Genomic DNA, 26,657 nt, shown 5'->3' with positions numbered 1-26,657 from the left:
TTGGCGACTTTTGCGGCTGGCTCGCCTTGGTCTCGTACGGCTTTAACGATTGCGAGGTTGCGGTTGGGGCTGTTCATTTGTCAACGATGTCCCGACTGATCCCGATGTGCGTGTGCGCCACGCAGTGGCTGGTCGATGTCAACTATGTCGCGGCTGAGGTATCAACCACCACCCCAGGTTGTTTCCTCGAGCTAAGTGTCAACCATGTCGCGGCTGAGGTGTCAACCACCAGGAAGGTTCTCGCAGGCACGCCGTGTCAACTATGTCGTGACTTCGGACACTCTCTGGGGCGCAAAACACCCCCGCGGCCTGCGCAAATAGGCTGCGGGGGTTTCGCATTTCTGCAAAGAACGCGAATGCACTAACTTATCTACCCTCTTTGCGCAAGATTTGGCCGGCCCAGGAACTCCTTGACCACGGTCATCATGTCCGACTTCTTCATGTCCGGCAGGTAACAGTGAATGACTGCTAGCGAGATATTGGCGAGTGACATTTCGTCTTCGTACAGCAGGTACCAGCCTTGGTGCGTCGGGTGGAATTTGTGCTTCGAGGCAGCGAGTGAGCGGAAGCCGTAGAGTGGCTCGATCGTCGCACCGGCCTTATCCAGGATGATTTCTACGAGTGATTCCGGCGCATCCGTTCGAGCCAGCGGCGCTCCGGAGAGGGAGACCCATCCAAGTCCTTGCTCGGCGGCGATCCGGGCGCTTTCCGCAAGGAGGAATTCGATGGCCGGCCGGAACCCGTTCGCGTCGCGGCGCATGAAGTCAAGGGTGTAGCCGACGAGGGCGCCGCCTTCGTAGACGGGCAGCCAGCTCGTCACTGCGTGCAGGCTGCCGTCGTCGCCCACTGCGAGGAGGAGTTTGGTGTCCGGGTCGCGGAGCTCGTCGAGCCCTCCCAAGGTGAAGCCCATTTCTGGAAGTGCTTTATCTGCGACCCATTGTTCTGAGAGCGCGACGATGCGCTCACGCATTTCCACTGGGCTTTCGGCCCAGCTCGTCCACACGGCGCGCACGCCTTCTTTCGCCGCACGGTTGCGCGCGGTTCGGATGTTCTGGAATTTCTTGCCTTTGAACTCGATGTTGTCCGTCAGCAACATGGATTCTTCGGCGACGTGGATGCGTCGGAAGTCGGGGCGAGCAAAGGTGCCGGGCACTGAGTACCACGCGACTCTCCAGCCTTGACGTGCGGCGAACTCTTCAAACGCACTGGCAACGGCTTCTTCTGTCATCGTGCCGCGGTGCACGGGACTTCCGACCGTGACAGCGACGTTGTAGGAGACGCGGTACGCGACGACGCCTTCTCCGTCGCCGGAGTCCGTCCCGCAGAAAAAGTAGCGGTTTCTTTCCCACAGCCCCATCCACGCGAGGTGGTCACCGGACCCATGGACCAGAATCTCCCGGGCTCGCTGGCGGTCCTGCGCGTGCGCTTCGGACGGCGGCGCGGACAGCACCTCAAACAGTGCAATCAGCGCGGTAATCCAGAATATGATTCCCACCCATTCGTAGAAGATCCACGCCACGGAGCTGATGGGGAACGCATGCGTTGGAGCCAGCACAGCTACCACGGGTGGGAGGTACCTGTTCGGCAGCTCAGCAAGCAGCGCGCTTATCGACGCTCCTCCGAGGAAGCCGTCTCGCACAACCCAGGCTCCGCAGGTCCACAGTGCTGCGGTTGCTAACCACGTCCCTCCTATGATCGCCGCGCCACGGTACCAGTTGGACGGAACCGTGAACCGGCGGCGAGTGGCAATGAGGACTGCAATGGTGACCAGCCACGGGAGAACTACCAGTATTGTGTTCACAGCGGTAGAGCCGTCTGCTCCCCCACCGATTGTTTGCCAGCAGATCACCGCAATGGATCCAACGCTGACGAGGACGGCTGCCCACCATGCCAGTTTCCTGCCATGCACGAGCCCCAGCGCAAGGATGGCTGACAAAACGATAGGCAAGGCATTCATCAGCAAGGGACCGAGGCCATGCTGACTGTTTACCGCCATCGCTTCCGCGCAGGCGACGGATGTAGCGTCAGCGCACCGCTGGGCTACTAAATGCCCTGCGACTGTCGGCTCCCACATCAGCTTGCTCACTCCTGCGAAAGGCCCCTGTGCAGCGGGGTTGATCGCCGTGATAACTGGTCCGATTGCAACACTGAGAAACAGGGCAGCCACCAGGACCCGTGCTTCCCGCAGCGACATTCTGCGTGGCGTACCTGTGTCCGTGACAAGGACGCCAGCGACGGTCCCTGCGACAATGGCGACAAGTGCAACGACGCCTGAGAGTGAGCCGTCGTAGAGTACAAGGGTCGTCATCATCGCAAGCATCACGAGGCGGAGGCGGCGTCGCCACAGCACGCCCATGAAGGCAGTGGCGAATGCGGCGGGCCCGAAGATCCACGCGACCGGAGACACAAAGGTCTCGTTGGCAAGGTCTGGGCCCCACAGGTTAAAGCCTGCTCGCTCGATGGCACTACCGATAATGAAGCCGAAAGGAAGCGCTACAAACTCGGAAGCCGTCGCCGCAACCGCGAAGCGAGCAGAGCCAAGTCGCACCTCGGCTGGAACTGCGAATAGCAGCGCTGCGACAGTGGCCAGGATGAGCCCGACGAGGTTACCTGCGGTCAGCCCTGCGGTGGCCCAGTGCCAAAGGTCGGGATCAACGGGAAGGCGCAATCCGAAAGCCTCCCGCGGGGCCGCACCCGACAATACGCAGGCTAAATACGCAGCCCAAGCGATACTCAAGAGGCCGAGCGTGACTGGAACTTTCCTCAAACAGGTGCTGATCAAGTGTTTCATTGAATTCCTCCGCGTTGAGCAACGAAGTCAATGTCTTGGCGTAGCGCCACTCGCCACACTTCGAAGCTGTGTCCACCTGGCAGCGAGCGGAATGTGGTGCTCATCCCGGCTTTCTGCGCGAGCTCGTTTTGGTGCGGAAGCGCTGCCATAGCCTCTTGGTCACGCTTGCCGGCGGCGAACCTGCCAGCGATTCCCTTGTAGGTCGCCGTCCCGATTGCTTCCTGAAGGAGCGTTTCCGGGTTCACGGATTGGAACGCGGCCTCGTCGCCGCCGAACAGCACGTCGACGGTCCGTTGGTGCCCGCCTAGGTTCGGTTCCGCCTCACCCGAATAGTCGAGGAACGTCCCGTAGGCCGTGGGATCGTTGGTAATCACTTGGAGTGCGCACGTGCCGCCGTAGCTTAACCCACCGATTGCCCACGTGCGTTGGTCTTCTTTCACACGGAAATTCTCTTTGACCAGCTGCGGGATTTGTTGGGCAAGGTAGGTCTGGATTTGCAGATCCGGGCCATCCACGCACCCGGGGTTCCCGGTGGTTGTTCCTGTACCGTCCGCGCTGACGACAATCGGGGCTACGCCGTCGTGTGCAACTTGGTAGTCGTCGAGCGCCTGTTGCGCCCCGCCTTCGTCAAACCACCGGATTGGGCTGCCGGGGCTTCCCGCGAGCAGCACGAGGACCGGTAGGTGCTCGCCATGCCAGTAGGCGGGCGGAACGTACACAATTGCATCGCGCAGCGGTGGGGCAGGCAGGGTCACTAGAGCGCCCACTTCCCTGCCGTCGAGGGTCGGGGCGGTCGTCGTTTCGCGGAACTGATCCAAATTCATGGACACGGTGACCGGGACCGGGCGGAAGGACCCGAGGGTCGGGTACTGCTCATAAACAAGGTTGACCGCGAGGTACGCCAGCATCAAAGGAATCACTGCGAGCGGGGCGAGGCGCCACCGCCACCGCGGCGCCAAGAAGATGGTCGCCACCACGAACACGGCAGCTGCACAGCTGGCGTAGATGTGCCACGGAATTGCATCCGGGAACGGCTTCGGCCACACCGTGAGCAACAGGTACGCCGCTGCGAGCAGCGCTGCCGCGATTGCGAGTGCAATGCGCCGGTGCTGACGGCCGTACCACAATGCGACAATCACGGAAGCAGCTAAGGAGAGGTAGATTGACCAGGTCGCGCCTGTGCTGACCACGGATATCGAACGGATTGCATCCACGGCGAGTAGTTTAAGACGCTATGGCGTTGCTTTCCTACGTGCCACGGATACTTCCATCCCCTTCAACAGCGAACTCCCAGACAACAGGCCGGGTTGTGGTCGCTCTCCATGGCACTGGCTCCTCCCCTTTTGTCTTCCACCGACTTGCACACGCACTGGAAAAACATGGGATTGGGTTGATTGCGCCTGGCTACGGCCATCGGGCAACGGCAGGTATCGACGCCTCGTCCCAAGAGATTGCGGCGTTCCTCGACAGCCTGGCTGCGCAGCAGGTCGATGTTGTGGGGCACTCGTATGGCGCGCTGATCGGGCTGAGGGCTGTTCAGCTGAGCGCGATCGCCGCGCGCTGCGGCACGATCGTGGGCCTCGGAGCCTCGTGGCGTGGCACGCACGGCATTGCGCGTCTGTTTCCGCCTGGACTTGTTCGGGCAGTGGTTGGCGACGCGTTCGTCGAATTGGAGCATTTCCGGGAGGAGCCAGTGGCCCCTTCCGGTACCGAAATCGTCTCCATCGTTTCGGATGCTGACCGCATTGTTCCAGCGTGGTCGTCACGGTGGGGAGACGTGATCGAGGTGTCTGGTGTATCGCATGCGGCGCTGGCGTTGCGGACGAATGAGATCCTGGCGGCGCTCGGGGTATACCCTTCCGGCACCGGCTGAACAGCAACAACCCTACATTGTTGATACGTCACCAATAATCACCTACACTCGCACCTGCAATCATTTTTGATGACACGTCAACGCAAGTAGGAATCATGTCTCAGCTCACCGGTACATACAAGCTCGACCCGGCACACTCCTCCATCGGCTTCACCGTCCGCCACGCGATGGTGACGAAGGTCCGCGGCGAGTTTACCGACCACGACGCCACCATCACGCTCACCGACGATCTGGCAGCAAGCACGGCACAGGGCACCGTCCGAACCGCGAGCGTCGATACCCGAAACGAGGACCGCGACGCACACGTGCGCGGCGAGGACTTCTTCGATGTGGAGAAGCACCCGGAAATGACGTTCACCTCCACGGCATTCAACGTAGATAATGCCGGCAACGGCACCGTCACGGGCGACCTCACCATCAAGGGCACCACGAAACCAGTCACGTTCGAGGTTGAGACCTTCGGCGTCGAGGAGGACCCGTTCGGCAACACGCGCATCGGGTTCGAGGCCAGCACGTCGATTAACCGCACCGATTTCGGCATCGATTTCCAGGCCCCGCTCAACTCGGGCGGCATGCTCGTGAGCGAGAAGGTCGCCATTGAAATTGAGGGCTCCGCGATCAAGCAGGACGCGTAGCCCCTGCCGTACCATCGGGGTATGAGCGCTTCCAAAATCCCAACCATGTCGGTCCCCGTACAGGACTCCCGCGGGCCGTACGTCCTCGGCATCGACGTCGGCTCGACCGCGAGCCGCGGCGGCCTTTACGACGCCACCGGCCGCCCCGTCAAGGGCGCGAAGCAGCGCGTTGCGCACGCGTTTACTACCACCGCTGACGGCGCGAGCACCATCGACGCCGACCAGGTCGTCGCCGAGGTCCGCAAGGTTATCGACGACACCGTCGCGTTCGCCGCAGCGCATGACCTGCGCATTGAGGCCGTCTGCATGGACTCGTTCGCCTCGAGCCTCCTCCTTGTCGACGCCCACGGCGACGCCCTGACCCCGCTGTACACCTACGCGGACTCACAATCCCGCGACTACGTCGAACGGCTCCGCAACACAATCGACGAGGCCGAGTACCACCAGCGCACCGGCGTGCGCCTCCACACGAGTTACCACCCGGCGCGCCTCGCCTGGGCAAAGGAGCAGCTGCCCGAGTTTGCGCGCGCAGCCACGGTCATGGCGATCGGCGAGTACGTGTACCACAAGCTCGCGGGCATCCATGGCCTGGCCGTCTCTACCGCGGCGTGGTCGGGCGTCACCAATGCGCACACGGGGAAGCTCGACACCGAGATTCTCGACGCCATCGACATCCCGCACGACATGATCCAGTCGCTGCGCTTCCCCGACGAACCCGACTACCCGGATGACACCGCGTGGCCCGCGCTCAATGGGGTTGCGTGGTTCCACTGCATCCCCGACGGCTGGCCGTCCAATGTCGGCCCCGGCGCGACCGGCCCCGACACTATCGCGGTAGCCGCGGCGACCTCCGGCGCGATGCGCGTCATCCTCCCGGAGGTGCCAGCTCGCATCCCAGAGGGACTGTGGTGCTACCGCATCGCACGAGACAAGGCCATCTTGGGCGGCGCGCTCAACGACGTCGGGCGTGCCGTCACCTGGCTCGAGGAAACCATCCAGCCGGTGGCCCCGGATGAGATCGCCGCGGTGCTTTCCTCCGGGCCAGGGCGCGCCCCGCTAGTGCTGCCGTTCTTTACCGGCGAGCGCTCCACCGGCTGGGCCGCGAGCGCGCAAGCGCAGCTCTTGGGCATCACCGCGGCAACTACACCGGCCAATTTGTGGCGGGGCGTGTTTGAAGGCATCGCGATGTCGTATCTTCGCGTCTACGAGCAGCTCAAGGAGGCAGGCGCACTCCCCGAGCGCGTGGTCGCCTCCGGGCGCGTCACGGCCGACCACCCGGCGTGGCTGTCGGTGCTCGCCGATGCGCTTGGTTGCGACGTCGTCCCCCTGGAGATGAAGCGCGCCACCCTGCGCGGTACCGTGCTCATCGCTCTCGACGCCATCGCCCCTGAGGCACAGCGGGCAACGCCCCCATTCGGCCAAGGGCACCGCAACGTGGATGCACACGCCGAGTACTTCAGGGAGCTCCGCGACCGCTTCGAGGCTGCGTACCGCACGTTAGTTGTACAGTAGCTCTACAATCAGTCTGATTGTCTCAGTACTGTTCTCACAAGGGAGCTTCGTTGGCACGCCACGCAACCCAGTCATCGCCATCCCCGCTGCGCACGGCACGCGGCGCGCTAGTAGCGTTCCTCGCGATTGCGGGCATCGCCACGGTAGTGGGCCTCGCCCTACTGTGGCCGGGCGGCAAGCAGCCAGAGGTCCTGCCCGGGTTTGAGCAGACCCAGACGTCGACGGCGGAAACCGTCAAGGCCACCGTCATTGAGCACTCGGTCGCTCCCTGTGGTGGCGTCGCAACGCCGAACCACCCTGAGTGCGACTTCCTGCGCGTCGAGCTCAAGTCCGGGGGAACCACCACGATCGAGACAGCGCAGCAGCCGGGTACCCCGGAGCTTTCGGTCGGTGACCGTGTGGTGCTCTCGGTGCACCGCAACCCCGAGACTTCGTACTCCTTCCTTGACATGGATCGCTCGATACCGCTTGGGCTGTGGCTCGCGCTCACGCTGCTGGTCGTCGTTGTGGTTGGGGCATGGCGTGGGGTGCGCGCGATTTTCGGCCTACTGTATACGTTGCTTGTCATCTTCGGCTTCCTGGTTCCCGGACTGCTGCTCGGCTACAGTCCGGTCGGACTTTCGCTGGTCACGGGGGCCGCGGTGCTCTTCCCTGTCATCTTTGTTGTGCACGGCAGGAATTGGAAATCCGCGTCAGCCCTGGCTGGCACCCTGACCGCGCTGGGGCTCGCGGCGCTCGCCGCGCGCCTCGCCATCGATACGACGCAGCTGCGCGGCCTTGCCGACGAAAACAACCTCCTCATCCACATGTACCTCCCCCAGGTGCAAGTGCCAGGCATCATGCTCGCCGGATTCATCATCGGTGCCCTCGGCGTGCTCACCGACGTCACCATTGCGCAGGCTTCAACGGTGCAGGAGCTCTACGAGACTTCGCCCGACGCGCGGCCCCGCGCCGTGTTCGCCTCCGCTATGAAGGTCGGCCACGACCACATTGCGTCGATGGTCTACACCCTGGTCCTGGCGTACATGGGCGCTGCCCTCCCCCTGTCGATGCTGCTCCAGGTCGCCGACCGGCCGCTGACCCAGGTGCTCACCTCCGACGTGGTGGCCACCGAGATCATGCGCTCGAGTATCGGCGCGATCGCGTTGGTCCTGGCAGTGCCGATCACCACGGCGATTGCCGCGTGGACAATCCGAGCTCCCCAACCCCAACAGTAATGTTGCTAGAGTTACGGGTGTGACTACTTTTAATCGACGCCGCTTCCTTCAAACCACCGCACTCGCACTTGCGAGCGCAACCCTTGGCTTCACCGCGCAAGCCCACGCCCAGGGCCGCGTCCTCGGCACTGTGATCGACTACGCGGGCGGGGTTCCGTCCGGCCGCGCAGTAAAGGCCGCCGGGCACCTCGGCGCTGTCCGCTACGTGTCGGAGCGCCGCCCCGGCGCGAACTGGATGCTGGGCAAGCCCGTCACGCTGGGCGAAACACAGGACTTCGCCGCGAACGACCTCGCCACGGCGTCCGTCTACCAGTTCGGCCGTGCCGAGACCGCCGATTGGCTCGGCGGCGCCGCTGCTGCCGCCCGCCACGCACCGGAGGCGATGCGCCTCCACGCCTCCGCCGGCGGCCCAACCGGCCGCCCGATCTACATCGCGATCGACGACAACCCCTCGCGTTCCCAGTACCTGAACCAGATCCGCCCCTACCTCCGGGCGTTCTCCGCGGCACTGGCGCTTGGTGGCTACCAGACCGGTGTGTACGGAAACATCAACGTGATCCAGTGGTGCATCGAAGACGGCATCGGCTCGTTCTTCTGGCAGCACGACTGGGGCTCCGGCGGCAAACTGCACCCGCGCGCAAACATCCACCAGAAAGCAAAGTGGACCGGAGTGATCGACGGCGTCACGGTGGACATCAACAACGTCTACAGCGCCGATTGGGGCCAGTGGACCCCTGGGCGACGCGGCCCCGGCTTCACCCTTGGCGACCTGGGCAGCTCCCAGCTTTCATCACGCTTTGATTGGCGCGCGCTGCTGCCGAAGTAGCGTCACGCAAAGTAGCGTCACCAGGACATGGCAAAACCCCGGTGCACAGAGCGTAAAGGCTCGCCGCACCGGGGTCTTTGCGTTTGTGCTAGCTAGGGTCTCCCGGGAACTCGCGCGGGTCATTCGACATCCGCTCGCCGCTCAACGCGTCGAGCGCTGCGATATCTTCCTGCGAAAGCTCGACCTCGACCGCCCCGAGATTCTCCTCGAGGCGAACTGGATTCGCCGTCTTCGGCACAACCGAGCATCCCAGGCTCATCACGTACGCGAGCGCAATCTGCGCCGGGGTCCGGCCGTGCTTCTCGGCGAGGCGAGTAAACACCGGATCGTCAAGGTTCGCGCCTCGCGCGAGCGGCGCCCACGCCTCGGTGACAATCCCCTTTTCCTGGTGATAGGCGCGCAGCTCCTGCTGAGTAAACCCTGCGTGCAGCTCCACCTGGTTGAGCACTGGCGCGACGCCGGTGTGCGCGATGATCTCATCGAGCACCTCTTCATAGAAGTTCGCCACGCCTACCGACTGCAACCGGCCCATGCCCTGCAGCTGCACCAAAGATTCGTACGCTTGCACGAAGGTCCCGTGCTGCGGCCACGGCCAGTGCACGAGGAAGAGATCGATAAACTCGAGCCCCATCCGCTGCAGCGACTCCTCGTAGGCTTCCGCTGCACGAGTCTGGTCATCGTTCCATAGCTTCGAGGTGATGAATAGCTCTTCGCGAGTCACATCACCGGCCGCAATCGCGTCGGCGACCGCGCGCCCAACCTGCTCCTCATTGCCGTAAAAGGAGGCAGTGTCGATGTGGCGGTAGCCCAACTCAATAGCTCGCCGCACGATGTTGACGCAGTCTTCACCTTGCAGCTTGTAAGTGCCCAGACCTAGCAGCGGAAAATCATAACCGTCGTTGAGTGTTGTCACTGGAATGCGCATATCGAATCCTTAGCACGCGTCAAGCAGGTCGATAATGAACACCAGCGTCAGGCCGGAGAGCGGGTGGCCGCCACCAGCAGGGCCGTACGCCTTCTCCGGCGGAATCGTCAGCTTGCGGCGACCGCCAACCTTCATCCCCGGGATGCCCTCTTGCCAACCCGCGATGAGGCCAGCCAACGGGAACTCCGCGGCCTCGCCGCGGTCCCACGAAGAGTCGAACTCTTCACCGGTTGCATAGTCAACACCCAGGTAGTGCACCTGCACATAACCGCCTGCTACAGCTTCGGCTCCGTCGCCGACTACGAGATCCTCGATGACAAGGTCCGTTGGGGCAGGTGCTTCAGGTACCTCAATCGTGGGCTTTTCCATACGTGAATACTCCTTGCGTCGTTCATTCATGGCGAAACCGCCGGGTACATATCCCCAAAGTATAAAGGAAGATACGTACCCGGCGGTGAACGCTAGAGATTATCGCTGGTCACGCGGCACAAAGTCGCGCTTCGTGTAGCCGGTGTAGATCTGGCGTGGACGGTTGATCTTGGAGTTCATCGCCAGCTGCTCGCGGTACTGTGCAATCCAGCCCGGGAGACGGCCGATGGCGAAGAGCACGGTGAAGAAGTCCGTCGGGAAGCCCATCGCGCGGTAGATCAGACCGGTGTAGAAGTCTACGTTCGGGTAGAGCTTGCGCGAGATGAAGTAGTCGTCCTTCAGCGCGATCTCCTCGAGCTTCATCGCCAGGTCCAGGAGCTCGTCGCCACCGAGGTGCTCCAGCACCTCGTGTGCGGTCTCCTTGACGATCGCTGCGCGTGGATCGTAGTTCTTGTACACACGGTGGCCGAAGCCCATTAGGCGGACGCCCTTTTCCTTGTTCTTCACGCGGTTCATGAAGTCGGTGGCGTCGCCACCGTGGTTGTCCTTAATGTCCTCGAGCATCTCGAGCACAGCCTGGTTTGCACCACCGTGCAGCGGGCCTGCCAGCGCGTTGATGCCGCCTGCAATGGAGACGAACATGTTCGCCTGTGCGGAAGCAATCATGCGGACCGTGGAGGTGGAGCAGTTCTGCTCGTGGTCTGCGTGCAGAATCAGCAGCTTGTCCAGAGCCTTCACCAGGATCGGGTCAACCTCGTACGGCTCGGTTGGGTAGCCGAACATCATGCGGAGGAAGTTCTCGCGTGCGTTCAGCGAGTTGTCTGGGTACATGTACGGCTTACCGCGGGATGCACGGTATGCGTACGCCGCCAGCATCGGCACCTTCGCCATCAGGCGAACGGTTGCCTTGTCCAGCTGCTCCTCGTCGAGCGGATCCAGCTGGTCCTGGTAGTAAGCAGAAAGAATGTTCACGGACGACGCCAGCACCGCCATTGGGTGTGCGTTGCGCGGGAAGACGTTGAACGCGGCCTTGAAGTCTTCGTCGAGAAGCGTGTGGTGACGAATCTCGGAGTTGAACTTCTTGTACTCATCCGTCGTTGGAAGCTCGCCATTGATGAGGAGGTACGACACCTCGTTGAACGTTGCATTCTGCGCCAGTTCAGCGATGTCGTAGCCGCGGTAACGCAGAATGCCATTGGCGCCATCGATGTAGGTGATCTTCGACTCGGTCGAGCCAGTGGACACGTAGCCCGGATCGAAGGTGACAAGCCCAGTCTCCCCGAGGAGGTTGCCTAGCACCACTCCGTCGTTGCCCTCGGTGGCGGACTTGATGTCCATTTCGAATTCGCCACCTGGGTAGTGAAGTACAGCTTTGTCTTGACCTTCAGAAGCCATAGCAAACCTTTCTCAGAAGTTTCGGAAACCCTATTCCTTGCGGGATGCAAGGAGGTTGCAATTTACTCCCGCAATGCTAGCAAAAAATGTGACTCGCCCGACACAACTCAATAAATCTATTGACCACCACACCCCCATTTGTTCGATTTTCAAGTATCCGGAAAAGAGCTGGCGAAAGGCGCCCCGGGCGCGTCGTTGGGTAATAAGATGCAGTGAGACGCGAGTGGCGTCGTCAAGTTTCTCTACCCCCTGTTACAGGAAAGGCTGTCATGCAAACATTTCCGGTTCTTCCCCCAGCTCTGCTTCCTAGCGATGGGCGTTTTGGCTGCGGTCCTTCAAAGGTTCGCCCGGAGCAGCTCGAGGCTATCGCGAAGGGCGCGGACATCATTGGTACCTCTCACCGCCAGCCAGCTGTGAAGAATCTTGTGGGTGAGGTCCGCCAAGGTTTGCACGACTTCTTCAGCCTTCCGGAAGGCTACGAAATCGTGTTTTCGCTCGGAGGCGCGACCGCCTTTTGGGACGCCGCTACCTTCGGCCTCATCGAGACGAAGTCTGCACACCTGACGTTCGGTGAGTTTTCTGGGAAGTTTGCTAAGGCCTCGGCCGCCGCACCATGGCTGGCTGATCCGCAGATCGTGGACTCCGCACCCGGCACCGCACCTTCGCCGCACGAGCTCGACGGCGCCGACGCCGACGTCGTTGCGTGGGCACACAACGAGACTTCCACCGGCGCGATGGTCCCAGTTCGCCGCCCGGACACCGATGCACTCGTAGTTATCGACGCTACCTCCGGCGCCGGCGGCCTCCCCGTCAATGTGCACGAGGCGGACGTCTACTACTTCTCGCCACAGAAGTGCTTCGCTTCTGACGGCGGCATGTGGTTCGCTGTGATGAGCCCAGCCGCCCTGGAGCGCATTGAAAAGATCCAGGCGTCTGGCCGCTTCATCCCCGCGTTCCTGAACTTGCAGACGGCCGTCGATAACTCACGGAAGAACCAGACGTACAACACCCCGGCAATCAGCCCTCTGTTGATGCTGGCGGAGCAGGTTCGTTGGATGAACGAGCTCGGCGGGTTGGATGCGATGGTTGCTCGCACGACGGCTTCGTCCTCCCTGCTGTACAAGTGGGCTGACAACCACGAGTTTGCAACGCCGTTCGTCGAGGACCCTGCAGCCCGTTCCAAGGTCGTCGGTACGATCGATTTCGACGAGCGCATCGACGCAGCTGAGCTGGCTAAGGCGCTTCGCCAGAATGGTTACCTGGATACGGAGCCGTACCGCAAGCTTGGCCGCAACCAGTTGCGCATCGGTCTGTTCCCTGCAATCAAGTCCGAGGACGTCAAGCACCTGACCAAGTCTATTGACTATCTGATCGAACAGGGCGTGGGCCAGAAGTAGTCCAGAACAAATGGGCTAAGCTGGTGGAGGTATTTGTCAGCGGAAAGGAGCCACATGCGCGAGTTGTACCTCATGGATGAGGAGTCCACGGAGACGTTCTTCGTCCTCCGAGATGACGAGGGCATCCGTTACCAGCTCGCGCGTTCCGAGATGCAGGCCGTGGCTGAGGAGGAATCCACCAAGCCTGAGCTTGAGGTTGCACCGGACGCGCAGGAACCATCCGCAGACGCTGACAATGCACTCGGTGACGAGCACTCCGAGGACGCAGCGGAGCACGAGGCCCCACAAACGGCCACTGAAGAAAAGACCCGTAGCCTGCCGGAGCCGGACCCGCTGTATTCTACTCCGCTTTCGATGCGCCCGAATCAGATTCAGGCACGCATCCGATCCGGCACCCAGCCGTCCGAGTTGGCTGAGGAGATGGGGGTGGCTGAAAGCCGGATCGATCCGTACGCCCACCCGGTGCTCCTCGAACGCTCGCAGGTTGCTGAGGCCGCCAAACAGTCGCACCCGATGCGCGAGGACGGCCCCGCAAAACTGACGCTCTTCGAGATCCTCGCCACCGCATTCGCCGCTCGTGGGCATTCGCTCAGCGACGCCACGTGGGACGCCACCCGCGAACCCGGCGACGACTGGGTCGTCCACCTCCGCTGGCAGGCCGGCCTGAGCGAGAACGAGGCCCTGTGGTCCTTCCACCGCCAGATGGGTTCCGCCCCGACCACGGAGGCGCGCAACGCCATCGCGGCAGACCTCACGGATCCGGACTTTGTACAGCCGGTTCGTTCTCTGACTGCAATCGATCAAGACGTTGACGAAAGCGGTGATACCGCTGACGCTTCCGCTGTCCAGGAAGAAGACGCAGTCGCTACGGGTGATTTCTTGCAGCACCCTGATGAGGCACCGCAGCCGCAGAAGAGGCGTCGAAAAGCGGTGACTCCGCACTGGGAAGATGTCCTGTTGGGGGTCCGCACAAATACGAAGCGGCCGCGAAAGTAGGAGCCAGCTATGTCACACAACGCCGTGGTTACGTGCTGGTTCGTCAACGTTGCTCACCCAGAGGAGGTGCTCGAGGGCGAGCCGAAGGCGGACCGTGGGTTCGGCCGGAAGCTGCTCTCCCAGATTAACCCGGCGTGGCCCATCACACCGATCGGCCAGTTCCCGTTGAACCGCTCCTCGGTTCCTGGCGTGGACGAGTTTTACATCGCGGGCTACCCGGGCGTTGCGGTCGTCCGTTTCTTTGTCACTGACGCCGAACGCATCAGTGAGACCGCTACGACGCTGCGCACCGTCCTCCCAAGCGCTGACACCTATGTCTACGCGGAGGGCACCGATTCTGACTACGCGGCGATCGCCCACTACCGGGGCGAAACCCTGCGGCGTGCGTTCTCGGCCACCCGCGAGCACGTCTATGAAGATCATGGTCTGCCGGACCCCTTCGAAGCCCCATACTGGGCCGGGGAGACCGCGCCCCAGCTCGGGGGCATCTCGCTGCCGTTCGAGCCGCCCGCGCTGATGCGAGAGGCGGAGCGCGCCTGGCTCGGTATCGAGGTTGGCGAGGGCGGGCCGGACGTGCACATCATCGGCTACGCGGTGGATGGACGCCCAGAGCCGAAAGTCGAAGCGCCCGCCCCACGTACCAAGACCGTCAACGAGGTGGCGGCGAAGTTCGCCGAGCAAACTAACACGTACGACGACTACGAGCAGCATGATGAGGAAGCAGAACGCGACGAGTTCTCAGAGCTTGCCGACGCCTCCGTTGCCGCCGCGAAGCGCGTCGGCCGGGGGCTTCGTCGCCGCGCCCGCGACCTGAAGGCTACGATTTTGGAGAAAATCCGCCACGCTGACCGCGGCTGATGAGGTCGCGCTGGCGTTCGTAGAAGGCGATCGCTGCCGCCGTGGCCACGTTGAGTGAATCTGTCCCCGGTGCCATGGGTATTTTGGCACGCACATCGGTGGCACGCATCGCATGCTGGGTGAGCCCTGGCCCTTCACCACCGACAAGGAACGCAACCTTCTCGTGGTTGTGGAGCGCCTCTGACAGGTACACGGCGTCATCCGCGGGGGTCAGCGACACCAGCCACCAGCCCTGCTCCTGCAGCTGCGCGAGCTCGCGCTGCCACGTCGTCGGGGTGCCGCCGAAGTGCGCGAACGGGGTGCGCAGCACATGCCCCATCGAGACTCGCACGCTTCGCCGGTACAGCGGGTCGGCGGTGGCGGCGCCGAAGAGCACGCCGTCGACCGCCATGCCGGCGGCGTTGCGGAAAATGGATCCGATGTTCTCGTGGTCCCCCACCCCTTCGAGAATCACCAGGGTGCGCGCATCCGCAACGACGTCTTCGACTGCGAGCGGCTCCGGTTTGTCCGCGGAAACCAGCAGGCCGCGGTGCATGTCGTAGCCGGCAACCTCCCCCATCACGGCGCGGCTGATCTCGTACACGGGGATACCCTCGGCTTCGAGGCGCTCACCGTACTGTTCCAGGAACGACTGGAGGCGACCACCGAATCCGAACACGGCGCGGACGGGAAAGCGGGACTCCACAAGGCGTCCCGCAACAAGAGGCCCCTCCGCAAACACCAGGCCCTTTTCGCGATCTGAGTGTTTCAGGTCGCGGATATCGTCAAGCCGGGGGTCGGAGGGGTCGTCGATAATTATGCTCACGCTTTACGAGATTAGCGACATCAACGGTCCCTGCGCGAAATAGATCAGGAATAGGGCGGAAATCAGCCACATGATCCAGTGGATGTCTTTGCGTCGACCTGCGAAGAGCGCCATGAGGGTAAACGCGATGAAGCCGACGCCGATACCGTTGGCGATCGAGTAGGTCAGCGGCATCATGATGATGGTCAAAAACGCGGGGAACGCGACGTCGAAGCGGGTCCAGTCAATGTTGCTGACCTGCATCATCATCAGCGCACCCACTACAACGAGGACTGGTGCGGCTGCTTCGATCGGGACGATTTCGTACAGCGGGGTGAGGAACATCGCCAGCAGGAACAGAATGCCGGTGACGACGTTAGCAAGGCCGGTGCGGGCACCGTCGGCAATGCCGGCGGAGGAATCCACGAACACGGTGTTCGAGGAGCCAGAGACCGCGCCACCGACCACTGCGCCGAAGCCCTCGACGACAAGCGCGCGCTTCATACCTGGCAGGTTGTCGTTTTCATCAGTCAGGCCCGCTTGGCGACCAAGCGCGGTCATGGTGCCCATCGCGTCGAAGAAGTTCGCAAGCACAAGGGTGAAGACCAGGAGGCTCGCTGCGACCACGCCGACTTCGACGAAGGCACCAAACATGTCGATCTTGCCCACAAGGGAAAGATCCGGAATGCCGCCAAGGGAGTCCGGAAGGGCAGGCACCGCGAGCGACCAGCCGTGGTCATTGTCTGCCGACGAGCCAGCACCAGCAAAGGACTCGACAATCATTGAGATGACCGTGGTTGCGACAATGCCGATAAACAGGCCGCCTGGGATGTTTCGGATCACCATGAAGCCACAGATGAGCAGGCCGATAACGAAGACAGCCGTTGGCCACGAGGCGATCGAGCCGCCGAAGCCAAGCTGCACGGGGACGGTGGTGTGTGCCTCGTCAGGGATGCGACGCACGAACCCGGCGTCGACCAGGCCGATCATCGCAATGAACATGCCGATACCGACACTCATCGCCACCTTCATGGAGTTCGGGATCGCTTCAAACACCGCGGTGCGGAACCCCGAGATCGCCAACAGGCAGATGATGATGCCGTCGATGACAACGAGGCCCATCGCCTCTGGCCAGGTCAAGCCCTGCTGTCCAACGAGCGTCACAGCCACGAGCGTGTTCAGACCAAGACCTGCAGCAATGCCAAAGGGGTACTTAGCAATGACACCGAACAAAATACACATCACGCCGGCAGCCAGCGCAGTCACAGCAGCAACCTGTGGGATACCAAGCACTACGCCTTCGCGGTCCGGGCTCGTGCCCAGGATCAACGGGTTCAGAAGCACGATGTATGCCATCGCGAAGAAGGTTACGATACCGGCGCGGATTTCGCGGCCGACGCTCGAGCCTCGCTCACTGATGTGGAAGAATTTATCAAGCCCGCCAACGGGCTGCTTCGTTGTAGATTCGCTTGGAATACTCACTGCGAAGATCCCCTTTTGTTCGTGGAGGAAGTTATGAAAAGGTACAAAATTGTTGCTTGCATCGGCTGAAATTTATCTGCCAAAAGCCTGCAATAGACTTTTACCTTAGTGCACGCACTTTCTGATAATTCGACTTTGGAGCTCAACGTGGATGTATTCAGCTTTGTAATTTCGCAAGGCATGGTTGCGGATGCAGATCTGTTGACCGAGAAACTTCGCGGCTGCGCGGTTCCGCACTCAGAGTTTGAGCGCCTGCGCGTTGCGGTGAGTCAAGTGGTGGGGCCGCGCAAGGCCATGGTCCATATCACCGGGGGCCATCTGTCTCTTACGCTTCGCCCAGCGCCTGCCGCTTCCTCGGAGATCACCATGTTTGCCGGCCCATTGCGGGATCAGCGCACGCAGCCCACACGGCAGGGGCCGGATCTGGGGTGGCAGCAGCATACGGTCGCCACGCTGGGTACCAACGACGGTTTGCTTGCCGACGCCCACGGCCGCATCATCTCCGCGGTCCTCCAGCCGCTGGTCACGTTTCCAAGCGCTTCGCAAGCAATCGTTTCCGGCCACCCCGCCACCACCCCGTCATATGCGCTGCAGGGGGTCGTGCGCGTGTTGGAGGAAGCTGGCGTCGAAACGCGCGCGACGAACGATGGCTTCTCGCGCTTCGAGCTGATGCACCAGGAAACGTGGGCCATCGATCCGGTGCTTGGCGCGCGGCTCGTGGAGCAGTGGAAAGAGTATGGCACCCCGAAACCTGGCCCCCGAATCATCGAGCGCGAGGCGCTGCCGACGCACCGCGAGGTCAACGCGATTCGTCAGCAGCGAGCCTCACTGCTCTAGCAGGCTACTTCCCGTCGTGGCGCGGAGCCTTTGTGTCCGCGTGAGCACCGCAACCATACGAGGCGGCAACAACGCGTCCGTCTGCTGAGTACTCGTTGGTGCACACCCCGAAGTTCTCCCCCACCGGGTGCTGCATCGGAATGTAGAACGCGCAGGTCTTGCAGTACATCGTCGCCTGCTCGGCGAACTCGGAGTTCGGGCCAAACTTGCCCTTGCGCCACCGAGTTTTCGCTGCGTTGAGCCCCTCTTCCGTGAGGTAGTGGCTCGTCTCTCTACCCGGGAACGTCACGGCGTCCTTCGCGAAGGAGTCTTTGGTCAGGCGCTCGTCATCAGGCGCGGGCTCCATGATGTCGCCAGGGCCGAGGTCGCCGGGGCGCAGCCGCTCCGAGTACGGCACCCAGTCCGGCGCTTGGAGTGCGTCACGGGCGGGCATGAGCGCGACCTCGTTGACGGTCACCCAGCGCGACCCGGTGGCGCAGGCGACGACCGCGTTCCATTCCCACCCGGTGTAGCCAGGCACGCTCGCTTCGAAGCGGTGCGTGGCCACGTTTTTCGAGAGTCCGGACACACCGATGTGTGCTCCGACCTCGCCGTCTGCGATCTCGAGGATGGCTTCTCGCGCGACCTCAATTGCTTTGTCGCTCAGCAGTGGTGAAGAGTTGTTGTTCTGAGACACGCTCTCCATTATGGCCTATGCGTGAGGAAATGCAGCATGATGGACGTATGCGTGTTCTCTCTCGACGATTGTGGTCCCTCCTGCTGTGCCCCGTAGCACTGCTCGTGCTGAACGGCTGTGACGATGTTGCACCCGAGGCGCAGCAGCTCACTCCGGAAATCGTGGAGCGCTACGATTACGACCCGGCCCTGTTCACACAGGGCCTCGAAGTCGATGATGACGGCACGCTCCTGGTCAGCACCGGCCAGTACGGGTCCTCCGGGATGTATCGCATCACCCCCAAAGGCGACGTCGTACAGGAGGTGTCATTGCCCGAAGCCTACTTCGGCGAAGGCATGACCCGCGTCGGCGATTCCCTGTGGCAGCTGACGTGGCAAGAGGGCACCGCGTTTCGTCGCGACGCCGCATCCCTTGAAACCACCGATACCGCCCACTACGACGGCGAGGGGTGGGGGCTGTGCACCAGCGACGACGAGCTTATTTTCTCCGATGGTTCCGCAGAGCTGCGCCGGATGGATCCCGACACCCTCGCTGAGCTCGAGCGCTTCGAGGTCACCTACCAGGGAGCACCCGTCGATGGGCTCAACGAGCTGGAGTGCGTCGGCGACGACATCTATGCCAACATCTTCACAACCACAGATATCGTGCGTATCGACGCCACCTCCGGCAACGTCACCGCCATCATCGATGCGTCGTCACTGCCGAACAACGCAGGCGATGACATTAATAATGTGCTCAACGGCATCGCGCACATCCCGGGCACAGACGAGTTTTACCTGACCGGTAAGCGTTGGCCGGACCTCTACCGCGTCCGGTTTGTCCCTTCCCAGTAGAATCTCGCACATGACTGCTTCCCGCCGTGGTTCTTCCCGACTTGCCATCCAGCTTGGAACGACGGTGCTCGCCGTCGCCGTCCTACTTGCGGGGGTGTACGCGTTTATGAACTGGCAGCGCTCGCAGCCGGGCCTTCCAGTGGAGGATCTGCGAATCCACGTCTCTGCCTCCGACGGCGAGCATGACATCGCCCCATACACGCTCTGCCCGCTCGACGAGCAGTGCGACGGCGGCGAACCTCCAGCACTCAAGCGTGGCGACGCCGACTCCCTCACATTCCGCATCGACCCTGATATCGCGGCGGGCAGCTGGCGCCTCCTCCTCATCTACGACGATCCCTCTGCAAACGAGGAACGACTCCACCAGGCAGGAGAAGCAACCGAGGAAACCGCCCCTACTGTAAAAGACGGCGCGACACTGCTGGTCGCTGAAGTATCTACGCTGGCCGTAAAAAATGACGACCACGGGGAGGAAATCCCGGTGGTCGCCACGTGGTCAGTCGCGTTTGAATAGCGCTTAGGCGTCGAGCTCCTTCGCGACAGCGCGCAGGATGCCCGCAACCTGGCGCGCCTCCTTGCGCTCTGGGTAACGCCCGGCCGTCAGCGCGGGCTGCACGTCGGTCTCGATGAGCGTCATCACATCCGCAAGCATGCTTCCGAGTTCTTCGGGCTTCCTGCGGTGCACGGGGCGACGCTTCGGCGTCTCCAAAATGGTGACGCGCAGCGCTTGCGGCCCCTTTCGGCCGGCGGCAAAGTCAAACTCAATGCGCTGTCCAGGCACGAGCTCATCCACGCCGTCTGGAAGCACCGATTTCGAAATGAATACGTCGTCGTCTCCAGGGTTGGATGCGAAGCCGAAGCCCTTGTCGGCGTCGAACCACTTCACCTTTCCAATTGGCATTAGTCTTCGTTCCTTCTCTGTTTTCTATGCAGACTCAGCAATGGCTATTCATCATACTCGCATCGCCTGTTTCAGCCCCAACACACGAAATAGTGTCGCAAATCACACAGCGCACGATTTGCCTACTATACAGGCGAAACACGCCCATTCCCTTCATACTCTCCGCGACACCAATCCCAAAAAGTGCCCGGAGCGTGACTAAATCGTTATAAAGCGTTAGGCTGTCCCGCAGCAAGAAAACGAGGCACGCTGAATTCTGTTCGCCTCGCACAATTTCACAAAGAACAGAAGCGGAGGACCCAACCTTCGGAACCTCCTACATGGAGCTTCCTTGGGGTGAAGTTGCTACTGCAACCGGGCACCTCAGCCCGAACCCGACAGCTTACTTCGCAGGCGACAACAAGAGAGGACATCGTATTTCAATGGGACGCCATTCCAAGCAGACCACTTCCCTGACCAAGAAGGCACTCGCCGGTGCGGCCGCAACCGCAGCTTTCGCCGGCCTGATGGCCCCTGAGGCCACGGCAGCACCTGACTCCGACTGGGACCGTCTCGCACAGTGCGAGTCCGGCGGCAACTGGGCCATCAACACCGGCAACGGCTACCACGGTGGCTTGCAGTTCTCCGCTTCTACCTGGCAGGCATTCGGTGGCGGCCAGTTCGCGCCGACCGCAAACCTGGCTTCCCGTGAGCAGCAGATCATCGTTGCAGAGCGCACCCTGGCACAGCAGGGTTGGGGCGCATGGCCAGCATGCTCCGCTCGCCTCGGCCTGAACTCCGCGCCGACGAACCGCGATGCACAGGCTGCTGCACCGGCACCTGCGCCTGCGCCTGCGCCTGCACGCGCAGCAGTTGCTTCCCCTGACGCTGCCCAACGCCAGGCAGAGAACCCTGTTGACGTCCTGTACCGTCAGCTGGGCAGCTCCCTGAGCAACTACGGTTTCGCTATCCCTGCGCAGATCCAGCAGTCCTACGCCGCAAACCGCGATAACTACGAAGCGTTCTACAACCAGAACGCTGCACTGATCGACGCTGTTCGCTCCGGAGATCTCGCTGCTATCGGCGCAGCGCTGCTGACCCGCTAAGAACGAAACGAAAGTGCCCGCCACGGCTTTCGTGGCGGGCGCTTTTGTTCGCTAAGTAAAAAAGGGCTTAGGGAATGCCCAGCCCACTCTTTCAGGGCTGGCCGAAAGGTTGAACGCTTAACGGTTGATGCGCGTCGTCGGGTGTACGTACCCAATTTCTTCTGCCGGGAGCGGGAGCACCAGGTCATCCCCGAACGGGCTAGATGCACCAGTTAGCTGCGAGGACAGCTCGGTGACAGGCGAACCATTACCAGGGGTGTTCGTAGGCCACGCCGGGTTCGCGCGACCGATCTTCTCTACGTCTTTAGCCATGCGTACTATTCTTTCACGCCCGAGTGAAATTCGCACGTACACTATCCAACGCTATGACTACGTTTCAGGAAGCGCTCCGCACCCTGTGCCCCGAACAACTCCGGGAGCTCATTCGCCTCAGGCCAGACGCCTTTTATCCCACCCCTCCGTCGTGGGGGTCACTAGGGACGCGTCTTTCACTCGCTGGTTCAGCCAGTCACGCGCTCCGGTGCCTCAACGCCGCCGAGTTGCGCCTCCTGGAGTCGCTCGGGGACGCGGGCGCGGAGCTTTCGCCCGTCGACGCGAGCGAGCTTCCTGCCGCGCGCGTAACGGGAGCCGTCGAACGCTTACGTGCTTTCGCATTGGTGTACGGGCCGCTTTCTGGTTTGAGGGTTGCGCCCGGCGTACTTTCAGCACTTCCCGCCGGGTGGCGGTTAGGCGACCAAGCACCCGATAACCTCAACGAACTTCTGGATGGTCTGAGCTCCCGCGAACGCTCTGTCCTTGATACGTTGGTGGCATCCGGTTCTGTTGGCACGACCCGGGCCGCGGCCCCTGATGCGGACCCCACAACCCCGGTCGCGACGCTGCTCTCCAAGGGCTTGCTCATCCGTGTCGACGCCTCGACGGTGCGCCTCCCGCGCCCGGTGCGCGACGTGCTGCGGGGTCTGCCGCCCCGCCAGTTTCCCGAACACGCCCCGGTCGTCGACGAGCCAGATCAACCCGCCATCGACCGCAGTGCCACCGGGGCGGGCCTCGATGCAGTCCGTAAGCTTCGGCAGCTGCTGCTTCGGCTGTTGCGGGCCCCGGTTGCCCTCAACAAAGACGGTTCCGTAGGGGTTCGCGCCCATGCCGGGCTGACGCAGGTCCTCGGGTTCGACCCGGCGTTGCTCATCACGGTTGGTGAGTCCGCAGGCCTCATCGGACGCGGCAGCACCGAGGACGCTGATGTGCTGGCAGCCACCCACGATGCCCTATCGTGGCTCGACGCCACACTCGCGGACCAGTGGGCGATCCTCCTCGCCGGGTGGCTCGCCTCACCGTGGCGCACCGACAAGACTCCAGAGCATCGCCTCCTTTCCGAGCCCACCCACAACCCGGACGTCAGGCACGCACGCAAGCGCATCGTCGAGTTCGCCGGCCCCGAGCACGAGGCCCGGTTGTTGTTCCATGCCCCGCTGATGGCCGCGAACTTCTCACCCCAACTTATCGACGCCACCATCGCCGAAGCCGCGTCCGTCGGCGCAATCGGCGGTGTGGGGAGCTCGGCGTCGACACCTCTGCTGACACTTCTCGACGGTGGCGACGTCGTCGAGGCGACGAAGCAGCTCGTCCCCGCGGAGGTTGCCGAGCTCATCGCGCAAGGCGACATGACGCTGCTCGCCCCGGGACCGCTCGACGCAGCCACCGCCGCCGTCGTCGAAGATATCGCAGACTTGGAATCACCCGGCCTCGCGAGCATGTGGCGTATCAGCGACGCCTCGCTGAAGCGCGCCTTCGACCGCGGGCACGACGCCGACTCGCTGCACACGTGGTTCGAACAGCACATCATGGGAGAAGTTCCGCAGGCCATCACCTTCCTTATCGACGACCTCTCGCGCACGCACGGCGCGATCCGTGCAGGCAGCGCCCTGAGCTACATCCGCAGTACCGACCCCTCCTTAATTACAGTGGCAGCCGAACATGCGGCACTGCGGATCCTGGCCCCAACCGTTGCCGTCAGCGCCGTGCCCCTTCCACAACTGCTCCACGAGCTGCGAGCCGCAGGATTGCAACCCACCGCAGAAGACGACCACGGCGCCACCATCACCATCGCGGATGACCCGACGCTGGTGCGGGCGACTCCGTCCTCGCTTCCGCGAACCGCCACCCCGAACGAAGATGACGTCGAAAAGATCGTGGAGGCGCTGAGCGCCGATAGAAGCAAACCTTCCATCGTCAGTGAAACCTCCACGACTGATATGCTGCGTGCAGCTACGCGTGGCCGTCGACGCGTGAGGGTTGACTATGCTGATGCGCACGGCGTGCAGCACACGCTGACTGTGATACCGCTGACGGTCAATGTCGGCGTCGTCGATGCTCAAGACACAGCGACGCAACGGGTGCTCCGTATGCCGCTGCGCCGCGTCATCTCGGTGACGCTGTTGTAAAGAGAAAGGTCGAACAATGACGTTTGGGGACGGCCCACTGATTGTGCAGTCCGACAAAACCGTGCTGCTTGAAATCGCGCACCCTGACGCGGCGAAAGCCCGCGCCGCGCTCTCCCCATTCGCCGAGCTCGAGCGCGCACCCGAGCACGTTCACACCTACCGCATCACCCCGCTAGCGCTCTGGAACGCCCGCGCCACTGGTTTCGACGCCGAGACCGCAGTCGACGTCCTCGAGCGTTACTCCCGCTTCCCGGTCCCTCAGCCACTCCTCATCGACATTGCGGAAACGATGGCGCGCTACGGGCGCGTCAGCATGCACAACGAACCTCAACGCGGACTCATCCTCACCGCGGAAGAACCCGCCATCCTGGACGAGATCACGCGGAATAAGAACATCATTCCACTGCTCGGGCAGCGTTTCGACGAACACACAGTCGGCGTGCACCCGTCCGCACGCGGTCGTATCAAGCAAGAGCTGATCAAGACGGGCTGGCCAGTGGCGGACCACGCAGGCTACGTCGACGGCGAATCCCACCCCATCGCACTCGACTTCGACGGCTGGGAGCTTCGCGACTACCAGCAGTACGCCGCCCAAGCATTCTGGGAGGGCGGCTCTGGGGTGGTGGTCCTGCCGTGCGGGGCAGGCAAAACCATCGTCGGCGCCGCCGCGATGGCGCAGGCCGAAACCACAACATTAATCCTTGTGACCAACACGGTCGCCGGTCGGCAGTGGCGCGACGAACTGCTGCGCCGCACCACGCTCACGCCTGCAGAGATCGGCGAGTACTCCGGCGAAAAGAAAGAAATCCGCCCGGTCACCATCGCCACCTACCAGGTCGTTACCAGGAAAACGAAGGGTGAATACCGCGCCCTCGAACTTTTCGACACCACCGACTGGGGCCTCATCATCTACGACGAAGTCCACCTCCTCCCCGCCCCCGTCTTCCGCATGGCGGCCGACCTCCAGTCCCGCCGCCGCCTCGGGCTGACCGCCACGCTCATCCGCGAAGACGGCCGCGAAGATGACGTCTTCTCCCTCATCGGCCCCAAGCGTTACGACGCCCCCTGGAAAGAACTCGAAATGGCAGGCTTCATCGCCACCGCCGAATGCATCGAAGTCCGCACCACGCTCACCGAGGAAGAGCGCCTCACCTACGCGACAGCGTCCGCCCGTGAGCGTTACCGCCTCGCCGCAACCGCCTCCGCGAAGCTTCCAACAGTCAAAGATATTCTTGCCCGCCACGAGGGCGAGCCGACGCTCATCATCGGAGCCTACGTCGACCACCTGCGCCACATCGCGCAGCAGATCGACGCCCCACTCATCGACGGGCGCACCAGCACCAAAGCCCGCGAAGAAGCCTTCGAACGCTTCCGCCAAGGCGAGATCCGCACCCTCGTTGTATCCAAGGTAGCGAACTTCTCCATAGACCTACCCCAAGCCGCGGTGGGTATCCAGGTGTCGGGCACCTTCGGTTCCCGCCAGGAAGAGGCCCAGCGCCTCGGCCGACTGCTTCGTCCCAAGCCGGATAGCAGCGAGGTCCTGTTCTACACCGTGGTCACCCGTGACACCCTCGACGCCGAGTACGCCATGCATCGCCAGCGATTCCTCGCTGAGCAGGGCTACGCCTACCGCATCACAGATGCCTCAGACCTCAAGCGCGGACTATAGACTGTGGCCTATGTCTGAACAACCATTCCGCTTCAACGTCGACGAAGAATACGCCAAAGAACACAACGAGCTCATTCGAAACACCAAAAACCTCGTTACCTCGAGCATCGCGCTTTTCGTAGTCTGCCTAACCGCGGGCATAATAGTCTGGTTCCTCGTCGACCCAGCCTCCCCCTGGAGACTTCTCGGTTCCCTCTCCCTCATCTTTTTCGGCGCTATCATGCTGATCGTCGGCCTCGCGATTCCACGAGCGGTCCCCCGCACCCAATCAATTTACGACGCCAACCCCCTCGCCCCCGCCGTCATCACCGATGACAAGGGCACCACAGTTACCCTCACCGCGTTAGTGAACATGACGGTTGAGCAACACGCCCCTGCCGTGTGGGCCCTCACCTCGACAGTGGTGCAAAGGATTCCCGGCGTCGCTCCTAAGGTTGGCGCTGCGGTCCCATGCGTCGCCGTCGGCGGCCAGCGCACGTCCCGCGACAAAGCCCACTGGGCAACCATCACCCCAATGCCAATCGCATGGGGCACCCCCTCCGAGGAAGTCATCAGGCAAGCTACCGACTGCATCCCTAACGATCAGTGGCGCACCCTCAAGAAAGCCATCCGCGACACAAACCTAGTGAAACAGTCCCGGAACGAGCTCGTAGCACTTTAGCTCAGCCAGTTAGGACTCTTCTTAGTACCCCAGGAACCACCGACTTCCTGGGGTTTCTTCATTCCTATATGCGCGTGCAACCGCTGCATTTGGGCCGCTCGCGTCCTTTGTGCACCCGCAGGCCTGCTCCCACCACCACAACGATCCTGTGCACCACATTCCGGCACCGCATACGGGTGACCAGGCACAACACGGCGTGGTACAACCACAAAACAAGGAATCTGGTGCACCCCCCCACACACACCCGCGGGACACGCCACAACCCCCACCCCCACACACGCGTGGGGGCACCCCACCCCAACAACCCCCACACACAAAGCACAAAAAGGTGGTGAACGTGAACACCCACCAAAAAGCGGGTATCACATCCACCACCATGAAATTATAAGGCCGGCAGTAACCTACTCTCCCACACCCTCCCAGGTGCAGTACCATCAGCGCGGGCGGGCTTAGCTAAACCGGGTTCGGAAAGGGACCGGGCGTTTCCCCGCCGC

At 62.4% G+C, this 26,657-nt stretch carries 25 protein-coding genes, 1 rRNA gene and 1 riboswitch; of the genes, 15 read left to right on the top strand and 11 right to left on the bottom strand.

The window, feature by feature from the left end; translation table 11 throughout:
• Positions 1-370: 370 nt before the first annotated feature.
• Together BJP07_RS08520 and BJP07_RS08515 are read right to left on the bottom strand one after the other, a co-directional pair.
• Complete coding sequence (locus BJP07_RS08520; RefSeq protein ID WP_177222548.1) at positions 371-2,737, bottom strand: bifunctional lysylphosphatidylglycerol flippase/synthetase MprF; 2,367 nt, start codon at positions 2,735-2,737, stop codon at positions 371-373.
• Between the two features lie 50 nt (positions 2,738-2,787).
• Positions 2,788-4,005, bottom strand: coding sequence for an alpha/beta hydrolase family protein (locus BJP07_RS08515; RefSeq protein ID WP_071567058.1), 1,218 nt, complete (start codon positions 4,003-4,005; stop codon positions 2,788-2,790).
• 20 nt (positions 4,006-4,025) lie between these two features.
• Here BJP07_RS08515 and BJP07_RS08510 point away from each other — a divergent pair, with 20 nt between their 5' ends.
• The 5 genes from BJP07_RS08510 (at position 4,026) to BJP07_RS08490 (ending at position 8,854) form a co-directional block, all read left to right on the top strand.
• Complete coding sequence (locus tag BJP07_RS08510; protein WP_083584175.1) at positions 4,026-4,664, top strand: triacylglycerol lipase; 639 nt, start codon at positions 4,026-4,028, stop codon at positions 4,662-4,664.
• 95 nt (positions 4,665-4,759) lie between these two features.
• Entirely contained in the window at positions 4,760-5,299 is a 540-nt protein-coding gene (locus BJP07_RS08505; RefSeq protein ID WP_071567056.1) for a YceI family protein, read from the top strand.
• A 21-nt stretch (positions 5,300-5,320) separates the two neighbouring features.
• Positions 5,321-6,811, top strand: coding sequence for a gluconokinase (locus BJP07_RS08500; RefSeq protein ID WP_071567055.1), 1,491 nt, complete (start codon positions 5,321-5,323; stop codon positions 6,809-6,811).
• Positions 6,812-6,861: 50 nt separating this feature from the next.
• On the top strand, positions 6,862-8,028 hold the full coding sequence (locus BJP07_RS08495) for a YibE/F family protein (protein WP_070479223.1): 1,167 nt from the start codon (positions 6,862-6,864) through the stop codon (positions 8,026-8,028).
• 19 nt (positions 8,029-8,047) lie between these two features.
• Entirely contained in the window at positions 8,048-8,854 is an 807-nt protein-coding gene (locus tag BJP07_RS08490; protein ID WP_071567054.1) for a DUF1906 domain-containing protein, read from the top strand.
• 88 nt (positions 8,855-8,942) lie between these two features.
• Here BJP07_RS08490 and BJP07_RS08485 read toward each other — a convergent pair whose 3' ends face one another.
• The 3 genes from BJP07_RS08485 to BJP07_RS08475 form a co-directional block, all read right to left on the bottom strand.
• On the bottom strand, positions 8,943-9,779 hold the full coding sequence (locus tag BJP07_RS08485; protein ID WP_070362853.1) for an aldo/keto reductase: 837 nt from the start codon (positions 9,777-9,779) through the stop codon (positions 8,943-8,945).
• 9 nt (positions 9,780-9,788) lie between these two features.
• Complete coding sequence (locus BJP07_RS08480) at positions 9,789-10,148, bottom strand: FKBP-type peptidyl-prolyl cis-trans isomerase (RefSeq protein WP_071567053.1); 360 nt, start codon at positions 10,146-10,148, stop codon at positions 9,789-9,791.
• A gap of 99 nt (positions 10,149-10,247) precedes the next feature.
• Positions 10,248-11,543, bottom strand: a complete 1,296-nt coding sequence (locus BJP07_RS08475) for a citrate synthase (RefSeq protein WP_070362855.1) — start codon at positions 11,541-11,543, stop codon at positions 10,248-10,250.
• A gap of 269 nt (positions 11,544-11,812) precedes the next feature.
• Between BJP07_RS08475 and serC the strand changes: the two genes are divergently transcribed.
• From serC to BJP07_RS08460, 3 genes are read left to right on the top strand one after another with little or no spacing between them, the layout of a single operon-like run.
• Positions 11,813-12,940: a phosphoserine transaminase gene (serC, locus tag BJP07_RS08470; RefSeq protein WP_070362856.1), complete on the top strand. Its 1,128-nt coding sequence runs from the start codon at positions 11,813-11,815 to the stop codon at positions 12,938-12,940.
• Positions 12,941-12,994: 54 nt separating this feature from the next.
• Positions 12,995-13,936, top strand: coding sequence for a septation protein SepH (gene sepH / locus BJP07_RS08465; protein WP_071567052.1), 942 nt, complete (start codon positions 12,995-12,997; stop codon positions 13,934-13,936).
• Positions 13,937-13,945: 9 nt separating this feature from the next.
• Positions 13,946-14,794: a hypothetical protein gene (locus BJP07_RS08460; RefSeq protein ID WP_071567051.1), complete on the top strand. Its 849-nt coding sequence runs from the start codon at positions 13,946-13,948 to the stop codon at positions 14,792-14,794.
• On the opposite strand, the gene BJP07_RS08455 is transcribed toward BJP07_RS08460, so the two are convergent.
• Both BJP07_RS08455 and BJP07_RS08450 read right to left on the bottom strand, forming a co-directional pair.
• Positions 14,754-15,593, bottom strand: coding sequence for an RNA methyltransferase (locus BJP07_RS08455; RefSeq protein ID WP_071567063.1), 840 nt, complete (start codon positions 15,591-15,593; stop codon positions 14,754-14,756). The two genes, BJP07_RS08460 and BJP07_RS08455, sit on opposite strands and share 41 nt — an antisense overlap.
• Positions 15,594-15,602: 9 nt before the next feature.
• Positions 15,603-17,060 carry an NCS2 family permease gene (locus BJP07_RS08450; protein WP_255365960.1) on the bottom strand — a complete coding sequence of 486 codons (1,458 nt, stop codon included), beginning with the start codon at positions 17,058-17,060 and terminating at the stop codon, positions 15,603-15,605.
• 108 nt (positions 17,061-17,168) lie between these two features.
• Between BJP07_RS08450 and BJP07_RS08445 the strand changes: the two genes are divergently transcribed.
• Positions 17,169-17,897: a hypothetical protein gene (locus tag BJP07_RS08445; RefSeq protein WP_083584174.1), complete on the top strand. Its 729-nt coding sequence runs from the start codon at positions 17,169-17,171 to the stop codon at positions 17,895-17,897.
• Between the two features lie 4 nt (positions 17,898-17,901).
• Here the strand turns inward: BJP07_RS08445 and BJP07_RS08440 are convergent, their stop codons facing one another.
• On the bottom strand, positions 17,902-18,573 hold the full coding sequence (locus BJP07_RS08440) for a DUF3027 domain-containing protein (RefSeq protein WP_369822346.1): 672 nt from the start codon (positions 18,571-18,573) through the stop codon (positions 17,902-17,904).
• 17 nt (positions 18,574-18,590) lie between these two features.
• On the opposite strand from BJP07_RS08440, the gene BJP07_RS08435 reads away from it, so the two are divergent.
• A complete protein-coding gene (locus tag BJP07_RS08435; RefSeq protein WP_143111758.1) occupies positions 18,591-19,406 on the top strand; it encodes a glutaminyl-peptide cyclotransferase in 816 nt (271 codons plus the stop codon).
• A gap of 10 nt (positions 19,407-19,416) precedes the next feature.
• Positions 19,417-19,920, top strand: coding sequence for a DUF2771 family protein (locus BJP07_RS08430; RefSeq protein ID WP_071567048.1), 504 nt, complete (start codon positions 19,417-19,419; stop codon positions 19,918-19,920).
• A gap of 3 nt (positions 19,921-19,923) precedes the next feature.
• Here the strand turns inward: BJP07_RS08430 and BJP07_RS08425 are convergent, their stop codons facing one another.
• Complete coding sequence (locus BJP07_RS08425; RefSeq protein ID WP_071567047.1) at positions 19,924-20,307, bottom strand: cold-shock protein; 384 nt, start codon at positions 20,305-20,307, stop codon at positions 19,924-19,926.
• A 237-nt stretch (positions 20,308-20,544) separates the two neighbouring features.
• A riboswitch (cyclic di-AMP (ydaO/yuaA leader) is annotated at positions 20,545-20,720 on the top strand.
• 9 nt (positions 20,721-20,729) lie between these two features.
• On the opposite strand from BJP07_RS08425, the gene BJP07_RS08420 reads away from it, so the two are divergent.
• The gene (locus tag BJP07_RS08420; protein ID WP_071567060.1) at positions 20,730-21,392 is read left to right on the top strand and encodes a resuscitation-promoting factor Rpf1 domain-containing protein; all 663 of its coding nucleotides are present in this window, start codon (positions 20,730-20,732) and stop codon (positions 21,390-21,392) included.
• 117 nt (positions 21,393-21,509) lie between these two features.
• On the opposite strand, the gene BJP07_RS08415 is transcribed toward BJP07_RS08420, so the two are convergent.
• Positions 21,510-21,704 (bottom strand): hypothetical protein, encoded by a 195-nt coding sequence (locus BJP07_RS08415; RefSeq protein ID WP_071567046.1) that lies wholly within the window; start codon positions 21,702-21,704, stop codon positions 21,510-21,512.
• Positions 21,705-21,757: 53 nt separating this feature from the next.
• Here BJP07_RS08415 and BJP07_RS08410 point away from each other — a divergent pair, with 53 nt between their 5' ends.
• From BJP07_RS08410 to BJP07_RS08400, 3 genes are read left to right on the top strand one after another with little or no spacing between them, the layout of a single operon-like run.
• The gene (locus tag BJP07_RS08410; RefSeq protein ID WP_071567045.1) at positions 21,758-23,833 is read left to right on the top strand and encodes a helicase-associated domain-containing protein; all 2,076 of its coding nucleotides are present in this window, start codon (positions 21,758-21,760) and stop codon (positions 23,831-23,833) included.
• 16 nt (positions 23,834-23,849) lie between these two features.
• Positions 23,850-25,502, top strand: coding sequence for a DNA repair helicase XPB (locus BJP07_RS08405; protein ID WP_071567044.1), 1,653 nt, complete (start codon positions 23,850-23,852; stop codon positions 25,500-25,502).
• A gap of 10 nt (positions 25,503-25,512) precedes the next feature.
• Complete coding sequence (locus BJP07_RS08400) at positions 25,513-26,163, top strand: DUF3239 domain-containing protein (RefSeq protein ID WP_071567043.1); 651 nt, start codon at positions 25,513-25,515, stop codon at positions 26,161-26,163.
• 388 nt (positions 26,164-26,551) lie between these two features.
• On the opposite strand, the gene rrf is transcribed toward BJP07_RS08400, so the two are convergent.
• A 5S ribosomal RNA gene (rrf, locus tag BJP07_RS08395) occupies positions 26,552-26,657 on the bottom strand; the annotation flags it as partial.

It is taken from the genome of Corynebacterium sp. NML130628 (assembly GCF_001875665.1).
GTDB lineage: Bacteria > Actinomycetota > Actinomycetes > Mycobacteriales > Mycobacteriaceae > Corynebacterium.
The sequence above is the reverse complement of the archived record's forward strand: the minus strand, read 5'-3'. Positions and strand labels throughout refer to the sequence as shown.